Annotated in this window: 14 protein-coding genes and 1 tRNA gene; 3 read left to right on the top strand and 12 right to left on the bottom strand. The window is 37.9% G+C overall.

The features are described 5' to 3' along the window. Positions 1-65: 65 nt before the first annotated feature. Entirely contained in the window at positions 66-833 is a 768-nt protein-coding gene (gene surE, locus ACYVFA_RS05935; protein ID WP_460470887.1) for a 5'/3'-nucleotidase SurE, read from the bottom strand. Between the two features lie 130 nt (positions 834-963). Here surE and ACYVFA_RS05930 point away from each other — a divergent pair, with 130 nt between their 5' ends. Beyond that, entirely contained in the window at positions 964-1473 is a 510-nt protein-coding gene (locus tag ACYVFA_RS05930; RefSeq protein WP_460470886.1) for a GNAT family N-acetyltransferase, read from the top strand. On the opposite strand, the gene ACYVFA_RS05925 is transcribed toward ACYVFA_RS05930, so the two are convergent. Continuing rightward, on the bottom strand, positions 1468-2025 hold the full coding sequence (locus ACYVFA_RS05925; RefSeq protein WP_460470885.1) for a YdeI/OmpD-associated family protein: 558 nt from the start codon (positions 2023-2025) through the stop codon (positions 1468-1470). The genes ACYVFA_RS05930 and ACYVFA_RS05925 overlap by 6 nt on opposite strands. A 94-nt stretch (positions 2026-2119) precedes the next feature. After that, complete coding sequence (trhO, locus tag ACYVFA_RS05920; RefSeq protein ID WP_460470884.1) at positions 2120-3163, bottom strand: rhodanese-related sulfurtransferase; 1044 nt, start codon at positions 3161-3163, stop codon at positions 2120-2122. Positions 3164-3297: 134 nt separating this feature from the next. Here trhO and ACYVFA_RS05915 point away from each other — a divergent pair, with 134 nt between their 5' ends. Continuing rightward, positions 3298-3939 carry a deoxynucleoside kinase gene (locus tag ACYVFA_RS05915; protein WP_460470883.1) on the top strand — a complete coding sequence of 214 codons (642 nt, stop codon included), beginning with the start codon at positions 3298-3300 and terminating at the stop codon, positions 3937-3939. 26 nt (positions 3940-3965) lie between these two features. On the opposite strand, the gene ACYVFA_RS05910 is transcribed toward ACYVFA_RS05915, so the two are convergent. After that, on the bottom strand, positions 3966-5441 hold the full coding sequence (locus ACYVFA_RS05910; RefSeq protein WP_460470882.1) for an LptF/LptG family permease: 1476 nt from the start codon (positions 5439-5441) through the stop codon (positions 3966-3968). 78 nt (positions 5442-5519) lie between these two features. Beyond that, positions 5520-5903, bottom strand: a complete 384-nt coding sequence (locus tag ACYVFA_RS05905; protein ID WP_460470943.1) for an START-like domain-containing protein — start codon at positions 5901-5903, stop codon at positions 5520-5522. Between the two features lie 205 nt (positions 5904-6108). Here ACYVFA_RS05905 and ACYVFA_RS05900 point away from each other — a divergent pair. Then, positions 6109-6182, top strand: a tRNA-Met gene (locus ACYVFA_RS05900). A 63-nt stretch (positions 6183-6245) separates the two neighbouring features. On the opposite strand, the gene ACYVFA_RS05895 is transcribed toward ACYVFA_RS05900, so the two are convergent. From ACYVFA_RS05895 to ACYVFA_RS05865, 7 genes are read right to left on the bottom strand one after another with little or no spacing between them, the layout of a single operon-like run. Then, positions 6246-9500 carry a glycosyl hydrolase family 2 protein gene (locus ACYVFA_RS05895; protein ID WP_460470881.1) on the bottom strand — a complete coding sequence of 1085 codons (3255 nt, stop codon included), beginning with the start codon at positions 9498-9500 and terminating at the stop codon, positions 6246-6248. A 28-nt stretch (positions 9501-9528) separates the two neighbouring features. Beyond that, on the bottom strand, positions 9529-10446 hold the full coding sequence (locus ACYVFA_RS05890) for a sugar ABC transporter substrate-binding protein (protein ID WP_460470880.1): 918 nt from the start codon (positions 10444-10446) through the stop codon (positions 9529-9531). A 1-nt stretch (position 10447) separates the two neighbouring features. Continuing rightward, complete coding sequence (locus ACYVFA_RS05885) at positions 10448-11386, bottom strand: ABC transporter permease (protein ID WP_460470879.1); 939 nt, start codon at positions 11384-11386, stop codon at positions 10448-10450. Beyond that, positions 11373-12857, bottom strand: a complete 1485-nt coding sequence (locus tag ACYVFA_RS05880; RefSeq protein WP_460470878.1) for a sugar ABC transporter ATP-binding protein — start codon at positions 12855-12857, stop codon at positions 11373-11375. The genes ACYVFA_RS05885 and ACYVFA_RS05880 overlap by 14 nt, the downstream gene beginning before the upstream one ends. A gap of 60 nt (positions 12858-12917) precedes the next feature. After that, entirely contained in the window at positions 12918-14081 is a 1164-nt protein-coding gene (locus ACYVFA_RS05875) for a Gfo/Idh/MocA family protein (RefSeq protein ID WP_460470877.1), read from the bottom strand. A gap of 20 nt (positions 14082-14101) precedes the next feature. Continuing rightward, positions 14102-15130 (bottom strand): sugar phosphate isomerase/epimerase family protein, encoded by a 1029-nt coding sequence (locus ACYVFA_RS05870; RefSeq protein WP_460470876.1) that lies wholly within the window; start codon positions 15128-15130, stop codon positions 14102-14104. A 35-nt stretch (positions 15131-15165) separates the two neighbouring features. Further along, a complete protein-coding gene (locus ACYVFA_RS05865) occupies positions 15166-16371 on the bottom strand; it encodes a hypothetical protein (protein ID WP_460470875.1) in 1206 nt (401 codons plus the stop codon). Positions 16372-16386: the final 15 nt, after the last annotated feature.

Below are 16386 nucleotides of genomic sequence, written 5' to 3'. Positions count from 1 at the left end.
TGGTCAATTTAGAAAAACTGACAATTAAAATTGTTAAATACTACAGACAAATCCTACTTTTAAAGTTATAGTTTCCATTTTTTTAATGCCTTAATCTCAGGATAGGCCGTCCTGTCAATTTGAACAGGCACAATCGCTACATAATTATTATCCATTGCCCAAATATCTGTGTCCTCACTTTCTGGTTCACGATTCACAAAGTCTCCACCCATCCAGAAATAAGGGCGTCCATATAGATCAGTTCTGGCATCAAACTCTTCTCTCCAATAGCCATTAGTCTGACGACATATTTTAATGCCTTTTATTGGGGTATCTGATTTAGCAGGGAAATTTACATTTAAAGCAGTATGCGAAGGAATACCATTTTTCAATGATTTCTCAACAATCTTTTTCAATGAGCGTTTGACGTGGCTGAAATCAGCATCGTATTTGAAATCATTTAATGAAAACCCGATTGCAGGAATTCCCTCGATGGCAGCCTCTACCGCTGCGGACATGGTACCAGAATACAGAACTGATACCGAGGCATTCATGCCATGATTTATTCCACTAACAACTAAATCAATTTTTCTTCCTCTCAGGAAATGGTGTTTGGCAAGTTTAACGCAATCGGCAGGGGTACCTGAACATTCATATGCTTCAATTTCTTTGAAAATCTTAGATTTTTTTATGTGGATTGTGCTATCTACTGTGATGGCATGCCCCATACCTGAGTTCGGACTATCTGGTGCAACAACAAAGACGTCGCCTAACTTACTTACAATGTCAATTAAAACAGAAATCCCTTTTGAGGTTATACCATCATCGTTTGTTACTAAAATAAGTGGTCTCATATTTGTTTTTTAGTGTATATCAAACTCATTTACCCTTTAATACAAGTAATAGGAAAGATTGTAATTTTATGCAAATTAACAAAATGTTATGTTAGCAGAGTTTATATTTGCAAAGAAAATTCTCTTACACATGAAGCTGACTTATCAACACGCTACCACAAAAGACATTGCTATTATTCAAGAAATTGCTCGAAAAACGTGGTTTACTACTTATGAACCCATTTTAGGAAAGGAACAACCGCAATATATGTTCGATTTAATTTATAGTCTGGAAGGACTGAAAGAACAAATGAATGAGGGACAAGTATTTGTGATTCAGTATGCTTTGGATGACCAAAACGAAGAAACCCCGGTAGCTTTTGCTTCTTATTCATTGAAAAACTCAGATGAGCAGGTTTATAAATTGAACAAGCTCTATTTAAATCCTGATTTGCAGGGTGGTGGACTTGGAAAAAAACTATTGACTGAGGTTGAAAATCAGGTAAAAGATTTAGGCGGCAATTGTCTTGATTTAAATGTGAATCGCTACAACAAGGCCAAACTCTTTTATGAAAGAATGGGGTTTGAGATAATTGCTGAAGTAGATATTCCAATAGGTGAATATTTCATGAATGATTTTGTCATGCGAAAGAGGCTATAGCCTCTTTTCTTCTTGGCAAGCAATTATTAATTTTTCAAGTCTTGAGAGTTGGGTACTTATTTGTTTAGCACTAACCACCCAGTTAGTCATTTGTTTACGATAATAGGGTGGCTGCTTTTGGAAGAACTCCCAGGCTTTCGAGTTTGATTTAAATTGAGTCTCATTTTTGGAAGAAAATTGAATATTTTGGTCTATTTTTTCGTATGTATAGGCTTTAGATTTATCTTTCAGCTTTTCATAGGCTAATAACCCAGCCTTTTGAACTAATCCTTTTGGAATCATTTCTTCCATTTTATTAACATTTACTGCGCTCCAGATGCTTGTTGATCTGCGAGGAGTAAAACGTATACAATAACTTTCATGGTTGACAGATTTTCTGATACCATCAATCCAACCAAAGCACAAAGCTTCATCAACCGATTGAGACCAGGTAAGACTAGGTTTGCCCGAATCAACCTTATAGAATCCAACGACAAGTTCTTTTTCTTTCTCATGGTTTTCTTCCAGCCATTTACGGAAATCAGATTGATGTGAAAAAAACTTTGGCTTCATATTGAAATTTACTTATTGCTTTTTTAAATATAAAAATACCTCAAATCACTTTAAAATTAAACTGATTTGAGGTAAAAGATGAAGATTTTAAAGCTTATAAGCCCAAATCTTCAACTATATGTAAGTTTTTAGTGTTTTTTCTGGTTCTGAACGCAATTTCAGGTTTGTAGCCATCAGTTGTTTTAGCATAATAACCAGTACCATCATAAAAACGCTTTCTTGGGTTTTCTTTGCAGGCAACTGAGCAAGCACCTTCTAGTTCAACACCACATTTTTCACAGATAGGCACGTGCTCATTACAATCCGGATTTGCACAATTGACCATTCTGTCACAAATGGTTCCGCAAACATGACATTTAGAAATCACTTCCGGGTTTATTTTATTAACCTCGGTTGTCAGACGATTATCAAAAACATAACATTTACCGTCAAAATTTTCTCCACCTTCTTCTAAACCGTATTTAATAATACCACCATGTAGCTGATAAACGTCTGTAAAACCCTGAGAGAGCAAATATGCACTTGCTTTTTCACATTTAATGCCACCAGTGCAGTAAGTAATTACTTTTTTATCTTTCAAATGCTCAATTTCTTTCATATGGTCTGGAAGTTCCCGCAGATTTTCCATATCGAAAGTAATAGCTCCTTTAAATTTCCCAACTGAATGCTCATAATTAGAGCGCATATCTACCAGAACAACATTCGGGTCGTTCTGAATAATTTCTTTAAATTCTTTAGGCTCCAGATGTTTCCCTGTTCTTTCTAGTGGATTAACTGGTAACTCAGAATGAACAATTTCTTTTTTGATTCTCACATACAATTTATTAAATGCATGTGTAGGATGATTTTCAACTTTGAAATCGACGGCAGCAAAACGAGGGTCAGATTTAACCCAGGTCATATACTTTTCACAATCCTCAATTGAGCCTGATACTGTCCCGTTAAGTCCTTCGGGAGCAATAATAATACGGCCAAGCAGATTATTGTCTATACAGTATTGATGATGAATATCACGATACTCAACCACATTTACGATAGGGGAGTATATATAATATAATAGAACTGAATACTTACCCTGTACCAGGGCCGAAGCTTGATTTGAAGTGTTGTTTTCTGTTGTTATTTTTTCTGTTTTCATAATAAAATTCAATATTTCAAGGCGCAGACTTGATTTGAATACCGCAAAATTACAAAAGTTATTTTTGATGTTCTATGATTTTCGTCATTTTAGCATTTATTTTGAAAAAATATCTACTTAAAAAACATCAATAAATGCATATTGCGATTACCGGGAATATTGGAGCAGGAAAAACTACATTGGCAACAAGATTAGCAGAACATTATGGTTGGGAAGTATTATATGAAGCTGTTGAGGGTAATCCATATCTCCCACCATTCTATGAAGATATGGAAAAATGGGCTTTCCATCTGCAAATTTATTTTTTGAATAGTCGTTTTGAACAAGTTTTAAAAATAAAAAAAATAACTGAAGACAGAACAATTATTCAAGACCGGTCAATCTATGAAGATGCGTATATTTTTGCACGAAATCTCTATGAATCAGGTAAATTCAATGAGATAGATTATCAGACATACAGAAGTATGTTTAATACAATTACTCAGGCAATCTCTCACCCTGATCTTATGATTTATTTAAGAGCAGATTTGCCTAAGTTGCAGCGACAAATAGGCAAACGAAATCGCGATTTTGAAAGAAATATTGATCCTGAATATTTGATCAAACTAAACGCATTATACGAAGATTTTGTAAATCTCTACACTCACGGAAAACTCCTCATTATTGATGTCAATAATTTGGATTATGCCGAAAACGAAAAAGATTTTATAAGCATAATTGAATTGATTGATAAAAATATCAATGTTGGAACTCAATTAGAAATTAACCCTTTATAATCTGGGTAAAGAATCGTGATAAACATTTATGCAGTTTTAAACCGATTCTTTTTTCGGATTTTTAAATTCCAATATGATTTGAGTTTATCAAAATAAACGTCATAAATATCGCTATCGAATAACCGGGCATCATTGGTTGCTTTATACAAAAAATATATACCAAATGCCAACAAAACCGTATCAGGCATCCAAACGCCTACAATTACGTACCAAATATTTTCTTTAGCATATTTATCACCTAATTGCATCAGTACGTACATGAGTATAAAAAAGGTTATAGAAAGCAAAACTGGCATTCCAAACCCACCTTTTTTGATAATTGAACCTAACGATGATCCTATCAAGAACATAACAAAGCAGGCAAAGGCCATTGTAAACTTATGCCAAAGCTCCACGTCTGCTCTGTTGGCGTCTTTTACTTTACTCTTCTCAATGTCGTTATTGGTCTTATAGTGGTCTTGCACACTCTTTGCCTGGGTAAATGCCGTCTCGAATGATTCCATAATTTTAGATTCTTCATGTAATGGCTTCATTCTTTCATCTACCCATTTACCAGGTAAAATTATTCTCTTACTTGAGGTATCTTTAATGATTCGTTTTAAATGATGATTATAAAACTGATCCATTGAAACCAATTGGACCTTTTTTGCCGTAGCTATATCTTTATGAATTGAATCTACTTGTTTGGAAAGCGCAGCTACATCTTTCATGTATTCATGATATTTGAATTGAGATTCATCAGTTCTTTTCATTCCGAATGATTCAAGAGCAAATACAAGCCTGTTTTTTTTAAAAGAGTTTTTTACAAATTGCGTTTCATTATAATTACCCCCACCAGGGTTATTTTTGTAATCCATATAATTGACCCCATTATATAGTTCAAACACCAGATAATTATTATCCATCATTGTATACATTTTGCCAGAGTCAGCCAATGTTACATTAATATTGCCCTCATTGGTTGTATGGTTATAGATAGTAATTCCCTTTAGAGTTTTTCCATCAGGATACTTTTTTATCACCTTAATTTTATAACCTGGCAACTCACCATAAAAAATTCCTTCTTTTATATTTAAAGTTACTTTGGTGGTTTTAACGTCATACAATAAACTATAACCCTTTAGGTTTGCCCATGGACTTACCGTATTATTAAACCAGAATGAAAATATGCTGACACCAAATGCAAAAAGTAAAGTTGGTAGTAATACTCTCGAAATTGGAATTCCAGAAGCTTTAATTGCAGTCAGCTCAGAATGTTCGCCCAGATTTCCAAAACACATTAAAGAGGCCAGAAGTGTTGCTAACGGAAGAGAAATAGGGACTGTAATTAAAGAAAAATATACGAATAACTTACCAAACACATCATAACCCAGATCTTTACCTACAAAATCGTTAAAGTAAAGCATCAAGAAACGCATTAAAAAAATAAAAACTACCACACAGGTAGTTAATATAAAAGGTCCTATAAAAGACTTTATAACCAAAAAATCAATTTTCTTCATCCAATACATAAATCATTGCCCGCACAAAATTCTTAAATGAATTTTGTTTGCGCAAGTGTATTAAGCATATTTAACAAATCAACCACCAACTATCTCACGTAATTTATCAATCATTCCGTCCCATAAGTCTTCTAGTTCAGAAGCATCATCATTATCTGAATTATCTATAATTTTAAAGAAAGTGGCATTTGTCAGTTCGCTCTGTTCTAATTTGAATTCAACATAGTTTCCCTTCTGGTCATCATTAAGAAAATCGAATTTAGTGGCTTTGTTCATTCTCTGTGAGGTTAGACGAGCAGGATGGCTTTCATTATCCCAAACAAAATCAAAATTGCCATCATTCACATATTTAACTTTAGATGCAAACCATTGTTGCAGTCCTGAGGGTGTGCTAATGTATTGATATAAGACTTTTGGTGACGCCTTAAACTCATACTCCCGAGTAAACTTAAATTTTCCCATATCAAAAAGTTCGTTAATCATTCATACCCAATTCTATTCAGTATGAATGAATGATTTTATCAAGAATTAATATGATTTTTCTCTTAAAATTCACTTTGTTGAATTTTATTTTTTGCAATGTAAGAAAATTTTTCCTAATTTTGCAACATAATTTAAAAACGAAGGCAATAGCAGTTCAAAATTTTTAAATTATATCATACTTTTTAGCGGGATAGCTCAGATGGTTAGAGCGTAGGATTCATAACCCTAAGGTCGGCAGTTCGATCCTGCTTCCCGCTACACTGATAACCAAGCAGTTACGAATAAAAAACGTAACTGCTTTTTTGTTTTGTCAAAATTCCATCATTTACGTAAATACAAGTTTACGGATGTTAGCAGGCCTGATGGTAATAACTGCGAGTCCTTTCTATAAAAAGGCATGGTAGTGAAAGTTGTTTTCTTCGCGTCAGGCTGTGCATCGCCAACTAAACGATTTACCCATAGATTGGTAACCTTAACCTGAATGCTATTTTGATCCGATTTCACAGCTTCCGAAATATCCATTCTAAAAGGCTTTTTCCAGAGAGTACCTAAATTCTTGCCATTAACGACGACTTCTGCTATGTTTTTCACTTCGCCCAAATCAAGTATATACTTCCCAAGTTTATCAACTGAAGGTAAACTGAATGTATTTTCGTAAGTAGCAGTACCTGAAAAATACTTTACATCATTATCAGTGTTTTCAGTCCAGGAATTTAGTTTTGCAAAATTTACAATTTTACCATTGAAATTTACATTCCAGTTGCCGGATATAGAAGCAAGCATTTTTTCGCTAACTGCTGCTTTCGTATGGCTTGGGGCTGCTCCTTTACCTCTAAAAACAATGAAATAGGCATCCCATGATTCAAACTTCAATGGGATAATGGTTCTGCCACCTACTATTTTATAGGAAACCATTTCTGTTTTTCCGGTTTGTGGGTTCCATAATTCCGGTACTTTTCCATTGACTCTGAAACTTATTTCAGCATCAGTTGGCTCATCTCCCCGGTTATTGACCCAATAAATATCCTGATCTGCACTTTGTCGATGGCGGTATAGAATTTTATTCGTTGCACCACTTATAATTACATCTGGTTTTAAATTAAGTTTATCTAAGGTTGTTATATTACTCTTCGACCAGATTTCCTCAGCTAATTTCTTGAACTCCAATTCATTATCAGCTAAACTTGGCGATTTTTCAGGCTTTTTGCCTATTACCTTTGCTCCACCATCGACCAAATCTTTGATTTTTTTCAGAACTGATAAGGTCATAGCCTTTGTAGACTCATCCAGCATCAATACTTTATATGTATTTCCACTATTGGCAACAAGTTGACCATTTTTAGTGCGTATGGCATTTAATAAGGCCGATGAGTTTACATAATCAAATTCAAACCCTTTAGGAATGTCGGGTAATTTTTCTTTGCTAACCCATGTTATATTCGTATTTTCACCATATAGATATAAAATATCGGCTACGTTTTTGCCTTGTTGAAGCAAATAACAACTTCTGCCTAAATACTCCATCCAGGCTTTCGCCCCTGCACCCGCCCATGTTTCCTGACGGGTAAAATACTGTCCGAATGGTCCAAGAGAAAAACCGGGTTTTTTATCGTCCAGCGGCTGGTGCACTGAGGTGTGAATAACAAAACGATTTAAGCCGGATGCCAATTCAAGGTCGGCTGTGCGTTTTAACTTTTCAGGATGCCATGAAAAAGCATTTTGTACAGCAGTCATGGATTCAGCAGCTACAAAGGGTTTACCGTAAATATTGGCAACCGAAGCAGACTCACGAATATCAGCTTCGCTACGAACTTCCTCATTTTCACCTCCTGCCAAACTGCCTGGCGTCCACATAGCTGACATTGGAACTTCTGCATTGCGTTTTACATCCATACCATCAGCCAGATAAATGCGTTTACCTTCGTGTGATTCAGTATAACGCTTCATCCCACGTTTATGCAATTCTTCACCAATTACATCATAATGATTCTCTGCTATCATTTCACCAATGGTCTTGCGGAAGTCCCACAAAAACTTCTCGGTTTCCTCTGCACTTTTTACCACTCTTCCAGTTAAAACAGGAATCCATTTAATTATATCATACCCGCGCCGTTTTCTGAATTCTTCTGGAAATGTTTTAGTCCAGTTCATGTGTCCCGCTTCATAACTATCCAACACCATAAATTGTAGTCCTTTCGCTCCCATCATCCCACCTGTGGCATTTTTATACATATCCAGATAGGTATTAATATATCTCCTTACTGCTTCTTTGTCTAGTTTATCTACTTCTAAACCTGTTGCTTCCGGCGATGCTGGGTGATTTTGACGGCCAGTTAGTGAATAACCTAAGCGAACGACCGTCCAATTGCCGGTTGGAGCCGTCCAGCTTAAAGTGCCATCCGGGGTCATTTTTGAAGTCAGATCTATCACATCGTTTGCGGCAATAGCATCAGTATTATCAGGTAAATAAGAAGTGGTGGTTTCTGTCCAAGGTAAGAAACCTGCTTTATCTTCAGCTTTATCAATGCGGCTGGTAGTATGTAAAACGAATTCTGCTATACTTACCCCCTCCGGTCGCGGAGGAGGTACATTACCCCCCATCATGGCTGCAAATCCGGCAGAAGAGGCAAGGGTTTTATATACAAACCGAAAATATTTTGCCGTAATTGGCGGAAAACTAACTGTAGTCTGTGGCACAGCACTACCATGTATTCTGGTGATTTCTCTGAAATTAACACCATCATCACTTACTTGTAAAGATCTGTTTTCAGGGCTACCATTAAATTGTTCTAAAGGGCCATGGTTAGCCCCGACAACTGACAATGCTTTGAAGGTTTGCGGCGAATCAAACTCATATTGAATCCAAATATCCTCATCTATGGCTTTAGGGGGTAATGGTGTTGATTTGCTTAAATCACCATCAGTCAATTTTTTAAGGTCAAATTCTCCTCCACTTGAGGTTACCTTCGGATTGAGTTCTGCCAAAGTTTTTTCTTTAGCAGGAACCCTATAAGCAATTACTAAGGCATCTCTATAAAAATCAGGTTTTGCCCCTACAAAGCCCCCTGATAAACCTTCACCAAAAACCTCAACATTCTGAAAATTACTAAGCGCACCTGATGGTTGTGGTAATTTTCCGACAAACGGTTTTCCTCCTTCAATTTTTAATTCTGTCCAGACATATTTTTTCATACCATCTTCCGGTTTCACCCAAGGGCCGCCCGTTACACTCCAACCTGGCGAACCTGCAATAGCCATTTCAAGGCCGTTTTTATCAGCATATTCGGTTGTGAATTTGAAAGCATCTTTCCAGTCAGGCTGCATAAAAACCAACTTTTTAGGTACCACTACTGGTGTAAACAAATTGGCATCAAAATTCTGAAAACCACCTATCCCTACCTGTTTCATCCAGTCTAAGTCTTTCCGGATGCCTTCTTTAGTAATATTCCCATTCATCCAATGCCACCAGACTCTTGGTTTGGCTGCATCAGGTGGTGCTTGAAAATCTTTTATCTGCTGACTTTGGGAGAATGAAAGTCCGGGGATAAGAAGAATGAGGATGATAATTTTTTTCATACAATAATAGGTTAGTATGTAAATAAAATTATTTTAAAAACTCACTGATATTACTTTTGGTAACTAACTGAAACGGAATCATAACTTCTTTTTTTACTGGCTCTTTTTTAGCTAATTTTAATGCTGTTTCAATAGCACCTGCTCCTTGTTGCTTCGCATTCTGAAAAACTGTGGCGTCTAAAGAGCCATTTTTAACGGCTTGTAGCCCATCCTGAATGGCATCGATGCTTACCACAAGCACCTTATCTTTCATTCCTGCCGCTTGGAGTGCCTTTACTGCCCCCAAACCCATTTCATCGTTATGTGCGAACACTGCGTTTATTTTTGAGCCATAAGACTGAATCCAATTTTGCATGAGATCCATTCCTTTGGCTCTATCCCATTCGGCCGTTTGACTCGCTATTAACTTCAAGTCAGGATATTGCTTCAGAATTTCTTTGGCTCCTTCTTCTCTTTGAATTTGTGCTGCCTGACCCATGAAACCATTAATCATCATTACGTTTCCTTTGCCACCCAGTTTTTCTGCAATATGCTTCATGGCAATTCTGCCGGATTCTCTATCATCTGAACCCACAAAAGCAGTAGGGGAGGTGCTCGTAGCGGAGTTAACATTAATGATGGGTATTTTCGCTGCTAAGGCTTTAGTAACTCCTGGCGAACTTGCCTCTAACTCGCATGGATTCATGATGATAACATCTACTTTCTGAGAGATAAAGCTCTCCACCTGTTCTATTTGCTTTAGAGGTGAATGTTCTGCATCAACCAGAATCAATTCTATCCCAAGCTCATCTGCCTTTTTCTGCATCTCATCACTGATATTGACAATGAATTCGTTTTGCATACTGAGCATGGTGGCGCCTACTTTGATTTTTGCCTTTTCTTCTTTTTTAGCCGAATTACATGATAGAAGCAATGAAACCGCGGCAAAAAGGATGATTTTTTTCATATTAATCTTTAATTTTTTGATTCCAACTATCTAATAAAACTGCTCCAATAATGATAACACCCATCACCACTTGCTGATAATACGAACTCACATTGAGGAGGTCTAATCCATTATTTAAAACGCCTATCAAGATTACACCAAACAATGTTCCCTGAATACTTCCTACACCACCTGAGGTACTTGAGCCGCCGATTACTGACGCTGCGATAGCATCTAATTCAAAGCTCATTCCGGCATTAGGTTGGCCTGTGGTGATTCTTGACGTCAGCAAGATACCTGCTAAACCAGATAATAATCCACAAAGTGCATATACTGCCATTTTAACCTGATTGACATTAATCCCTGATGCCCACGCTGCTTGCTGATTGCCCCCAACGGCATATACATAGCGCCCGAAGATGGTTTTTTTTAAGACAATTGAGCAAATAATGAACACAACAAATAAAATAATAATCGGGAATGGAATGCCCAGGATAGCACCACCACCGATAAAATTAAATGACTCAGAAAGATTAGATATTGGACGACCTTTGCTGATAATTAATGCTAAACCGCGACCAATGGTCATCACCCCTAACGTAACAATGAATGGGGCAATTTTACTTTTAGTGATTAGGAAACCATTTAGCAATCCAAATAATAATCCTGCGAATAATCCGCCAAGAATTGGAACAATGACAGGATAACTATCCTCTCGGGCTAATAAGGCTGCTGCCACACCAGAGACCGCCACCACTGATCCAATAGAGAGGTCTATCCCTCCTGTTATAATCACGAAAGTGACACCAAAAGCCAATAAGGCATTGATAGATACCTGAGTAAAAATAATTAACCAGTTTGAGAGTGTCAGAAACTGGGGACTGCTCAAACTTAGGGTAATACAAACGGCCAAAAAAGCAATAAGAATGCCGTATTGTCTTAGGTTTTTAATGTATTGCATACTGCATGACTTTTTCCTGGGTAGCTTCTTGTCTGGACAATAGGGCAGTTTGTTTGCCTTTTGACAATACAAGTATCCGGTCGCTCATGCCAAAAATTTCAGGCAATTCAGACGAAATAAGGATAATTGCTAACCCTTTACTCTTTAATTCATTGATTAATTTATAGATTTCAAATTTTGCTCCGATGTCAATTCCACGGGTAGGTTCGTCTAAAATAATGATTTGAGGCGAAGACGATAAAACTTTAGCAATAACTACTTTCTGCTGATTGCCGCCACTCAGATACATCAATTTCTGATGCACGCTTGACGCTTTAATTTTTAGGTTGTTTTTCATCTGATTGGCCAATGCTTCTTCTTGCGTATCAGAAACAAACCATAAATTTGACAGGCTTGGTAAAGATGATAAAGTGATATTTTGCTTGACAGATAATTGTGGAATAAATCCTAATGCTTTGCGGTCTTCGCTCACATAACCTATACCTAATTTCATGGCAGCTTTTGGTGAAGGTATTACTACTTTCTTTTTATTAATAAAAATCTCACCTTCTTCAAATTCGTCTAATCCTGCTATGGCTCTGGCAACTTCGCTGCGGCCGGCGCCAACTAATCCGGCAATTCCTAAAACTTCTCCTGATTTTACTTCAAAGTTGATGTTTTCAAATTTTCCTGTCTGGCTTAAATTATTGACTCTGATGATGTTTTCACCAATCGCATATTCGGTTTTAGGAAAAATGTCTTCAATTTCTCTACCTACCATCATAGAAATTAGGTCTTTAATTGGTAGTTCTTGTGCAGATTTTGTAGCAATGTATTGCCCATCACGTAAGACTGTAATTCTATCTGAAATCTGATAGATTTCGTCCATTTTGTGGGAAATATAAATAATGGCGACCCCTTTGCTTGTTAAGTCTTTAATAATAGCAAAAAGCGTAGAAACCTCTTTATCAGAAAGCGCCGAGGTGGGCTCATCCATGATGATGATTTTAGCATTGTTTGAGATAGCTTTGGCAATTTCTACCATTTGCTTATCGGCAATGCTCAGGTGTTTCATTTTGGCATTCGCATCAATATTTACATTTAGCGTCTTTAATAACTCTCTGGTTTTTTTGTAAATATCTTTATCGTTTAACCAACTGAAACGATGGATTTCTTTTCCAAGAAAGATATTCTGCGCAACGGTTAATTCAGGAACCATCAATATTTCCTGATGAATCATTGAGATTCCTTTCTGCAACATTTCGTGAACATTGCTATGCTGTATTTTTTCTCCGTCTAAAATAATTTCACCTGAATCAGCCGGAAGCAATCCCATCAGAATCTTCATAAAGGTAGATTTCCCTGCACCGTTTTCTCCCATCAGCGCATGAACTTCTCCCATTTCAAGATTAAAAGTAATATTGTGTAAAACTTTCACTCCTGAAAAAGACTTACAAAGATTTTGTACCTCAAGGATTCTCTTCTGACTCATAGATTAAAAAATGCTGACAAGATTTGAACCTTGTCAGCATTATCATTTTATTGCTTTGATTTATACAAAATCACCATCTACGTTGGTATCTTTCCAACTTCTGCTATTAGCCGAATTAATAACGGCTTCGCATACTTTCTGGGTTTGCAACGCCTCTTTGAAAGTTGGTGAACAAGGCTTTCCTTCTTCCAGGCTTTTTAAGAAGTCGGCTACCTGATGGATAAAGCTATGCTCATAGCCAATGCCTAAGCCACCAACCCACCATTTATTCATATATGGTTGGTCGCCGTCTGTGACGATGATTGAACGCCAGCCACGCACAATAGAATCGTCGCGGTGGTCGAAATATTCCATGCGGTTCAAATCATGTAAATCCCAACGAATAGATGCATCAGCACCATTGATTTCAAAAGTATACAACGCTTTGTGACCACGTGCGTAGCGCGTCGACTCAAAAAGCCCCAGTGAACCATTCGCAAAGTGACAATGGAAGATACAGGCATCATCGATACCTACGGGTTGAACTTTACCTGTTAACTGGTGCATACGTTCTTTTACGAATGTTTCAGTTACCGCGGAAACATCGGTAATAGCCCCATTCAACCACATGGCTGTATCAATACAGTGTGCCAATAAATCTCCGGTTACACCAGAACCTGCGGCTTCTGAATCCATTCTCCATAAGCCTGTTCCCCCTTGCGGAAGGTCAGCACTGATGGTCCAGTCTTGCAAGAAATTAGCGCGGTAATGATATATTTTGCCTAATTTGCCCGAATCAACAATTTGTTTGGCTAGTGTTACCGCAGGTAATCTGCGGTAGTTATACCAAACTGTGCTTTGTACTCCTGCTTCTTCAATAGCCTTAACCATTGCTTCGCCCTCTTCCAGATTACGTGAAAGTGGTTTTTCGCAAAGAATCATTTTTCCTGCTTTGGCAGCAGCGATAGCGATTTCGGCGTGGCTATCGTTAGGTGTACAGATATCTACTGCATCGATATCATCGCGTGCGATCAATGTTTTCCAATCTGTTTCGATTGATTCATAACCCCATTGGTCGGCGAAAGCCTGTACTTTTTCGGCATTTCTTGAACAAACTGCCTTTAAAACAGGAGTATATTCTAATTCCGGAAAAAAATTTGGCACACGGTTATATCCATTGGAGTGGGTTCTACCCATAAAACCTGTTCCAATTAATCCTATTCTGAGTTGTTTCTTTGTTGACATTGTTTACGTTGATTTTCGATTTATTCTACCCATCCATGTTGCTGACGGACTTTTATCATAGCTGCCAGAATATCGTTCCATGTTTTTTGTTGCGTCATTACATCATTGGCGAACATACAACCATCCCAACAGATATGTCTGAATGCTTTGGTCAATACACCAGCCTCATCGCGTAGCCAATAGCCTGCATCATGAGCAATGTCTAATTTACCATTAGGGTCGGTTGCCTGACAGTGGCGACCTGTTTTATCATGTGAGCCTGAACCATAAACAGTACCGTCATTTTGCGCCACATGGAAGTCAATCGTCCACGGGCGAAGCGCTTTGGTCAGCTCTTTCAATCCTTTAAGGAATGTTACTCTATCACCCCATTGAAAATCTTCCGGCAAGATGCGGTGTTCGGGAGCATTATAGCCCAATAGGTAGAGTGTTGTATGCGACATATCAGCCTGGAAACCAATATTCGGGCGACCCACTGCTTCTAAGGTTTCAAGCATGGTTTTCCATGAATGCATACCTCCCCAACAGATTTCACCTTCTGCCGCTAGCTTTTCGCCATAATCGGCTGCTACATCGCAAGCTTCTCTGAAAGTCTGAGCGATTAATTTTGAATTACCCGTCGGGTCATTAGCCCAGTCATGTACACCACTTGCCGAGTCGATTCTGACAATGCCATTCGGACGAATGCCCATAGCACGTAGTTTCTGACCGATTTCGCAAGATTTACGCACCATTTCTACAAATTGCTTACGCTCATCGGCTGAACCCATCGCAGGACCACCCCAGATAGGCGCAACCAGACTTCCTATTTCAAGATTATGTTTGGCAACTTTATCGGCTAATCTTTTTACGCCATCATCTGATGTATCTAAATCATAATGAGGGTCGAAAAGACCTAAATCAACACCATCGAATTTTACACCATCTACTTCAGCAGCAGCGGTCATTTCAAGCATGGTGTCTAATGAAATCGGTGGCTCTGAATCCGGCCCTTTTCCTACAATACCAGGCCAGGTAGCGTTATGAAGTTTGGGATAATTATTTTCCATGAGTTTATAGATTTTGAGGTTGTATTTTTTGTGTTTTATATCACCAGGTCAGGATTATTCGGGCCAAAGTGCTTCAACATCACAATCGGGTCGCAAGATGAATGGTTGACTATGGTAACTCCTTCAACGGCTGCTTTTTCTGTAATGAAGAACTCATCATTCGTCAACTGTCCGTAACGTATTAATGATGGGGTTTCAATATCCCAAACACCCATTTTTCCATGTCCCTGCATCATAATTATACCGTAAGCGGCACTATCTTTAATGGTTACCGTTTGTCCCGGAAGGATAGTTAATTCTTTTGCCGAGAAAGCTTCTGAACGATAGCATACCCAACTTTCATTATACCCCTCTGCTTCCATTTCAGCTACATCTTTTACCGGTCTTGGTGCCATGAAACGGGTTTCTAAAAGATTTGGGTTTGTATTCAATTCCCAGTCAATTACACCCATCAATTGGTCATAGTTACCAATCTGGTCTGGAGGGGTACCATTCCACAATAATTCTTCCGGAATGATAGCTTCATTTACCAAAGACTGATACATAGCAAATACATCAGATGCTTTTTGTGGCTCGTAAGTACACATACTACCTGGTGCATGCAACATGCCAGGAGGAACATCCCAACCCGTACCCGGAATCAATGGAAAAGCCTGAGAAAACATGGTTATTTTGTTATCACCTTTGGTGAAATTCATCAGACATTCTTTGATTTGCTCTTTGGTTGTGCCCGGAGCAATACCAAAAAATGTATATGGGAAATCTCCACCGTGGTTATTCAATTGTGGCGGGAAATAATAGGCTTCCGGTTTGCCTAATTGTCCGATTTTAGCAGCTTCTTCGTCATTATGGTGAATATGGTGTGGCAATGGCCCCATATTGTCAAAAAACTTCGAATACATCGGCCAGCTTTTATATTCGTCCCAAAGGCGGCTTCCGATTATCTCCGCACCCAGTTCATCTATAGCGTCTTTGAGTAATACTTTTTCTCCTTCGTTTAAAACCACAAAGCTCAAACCTTCATTTTCTCCTGTTAACGGGCCGTTTTTGGCTGGGGTAGTTGATGAAAGCCAACGCTCATCGATACCGCCACGCACGCCGCCTAATACATAATAATCATCTGGATGTAATTTGATTCTTCGTCCGGGAACACAAAATGAACGAGGAACCCACGTCGGAGCTAATCGTAAAATACCTTTTCCTTGTTCTAATGCTTTTTGTGCTAAACTTAAATTTGACATAATGTAATTTTGGGG

This window comes from Emticicia fontis, from assembly GCF_054779675.1.
Note: the sequence above shows the minus strand (reverse complement) of the source record. Positions and strands in the feature narration are given on the sequence as shown.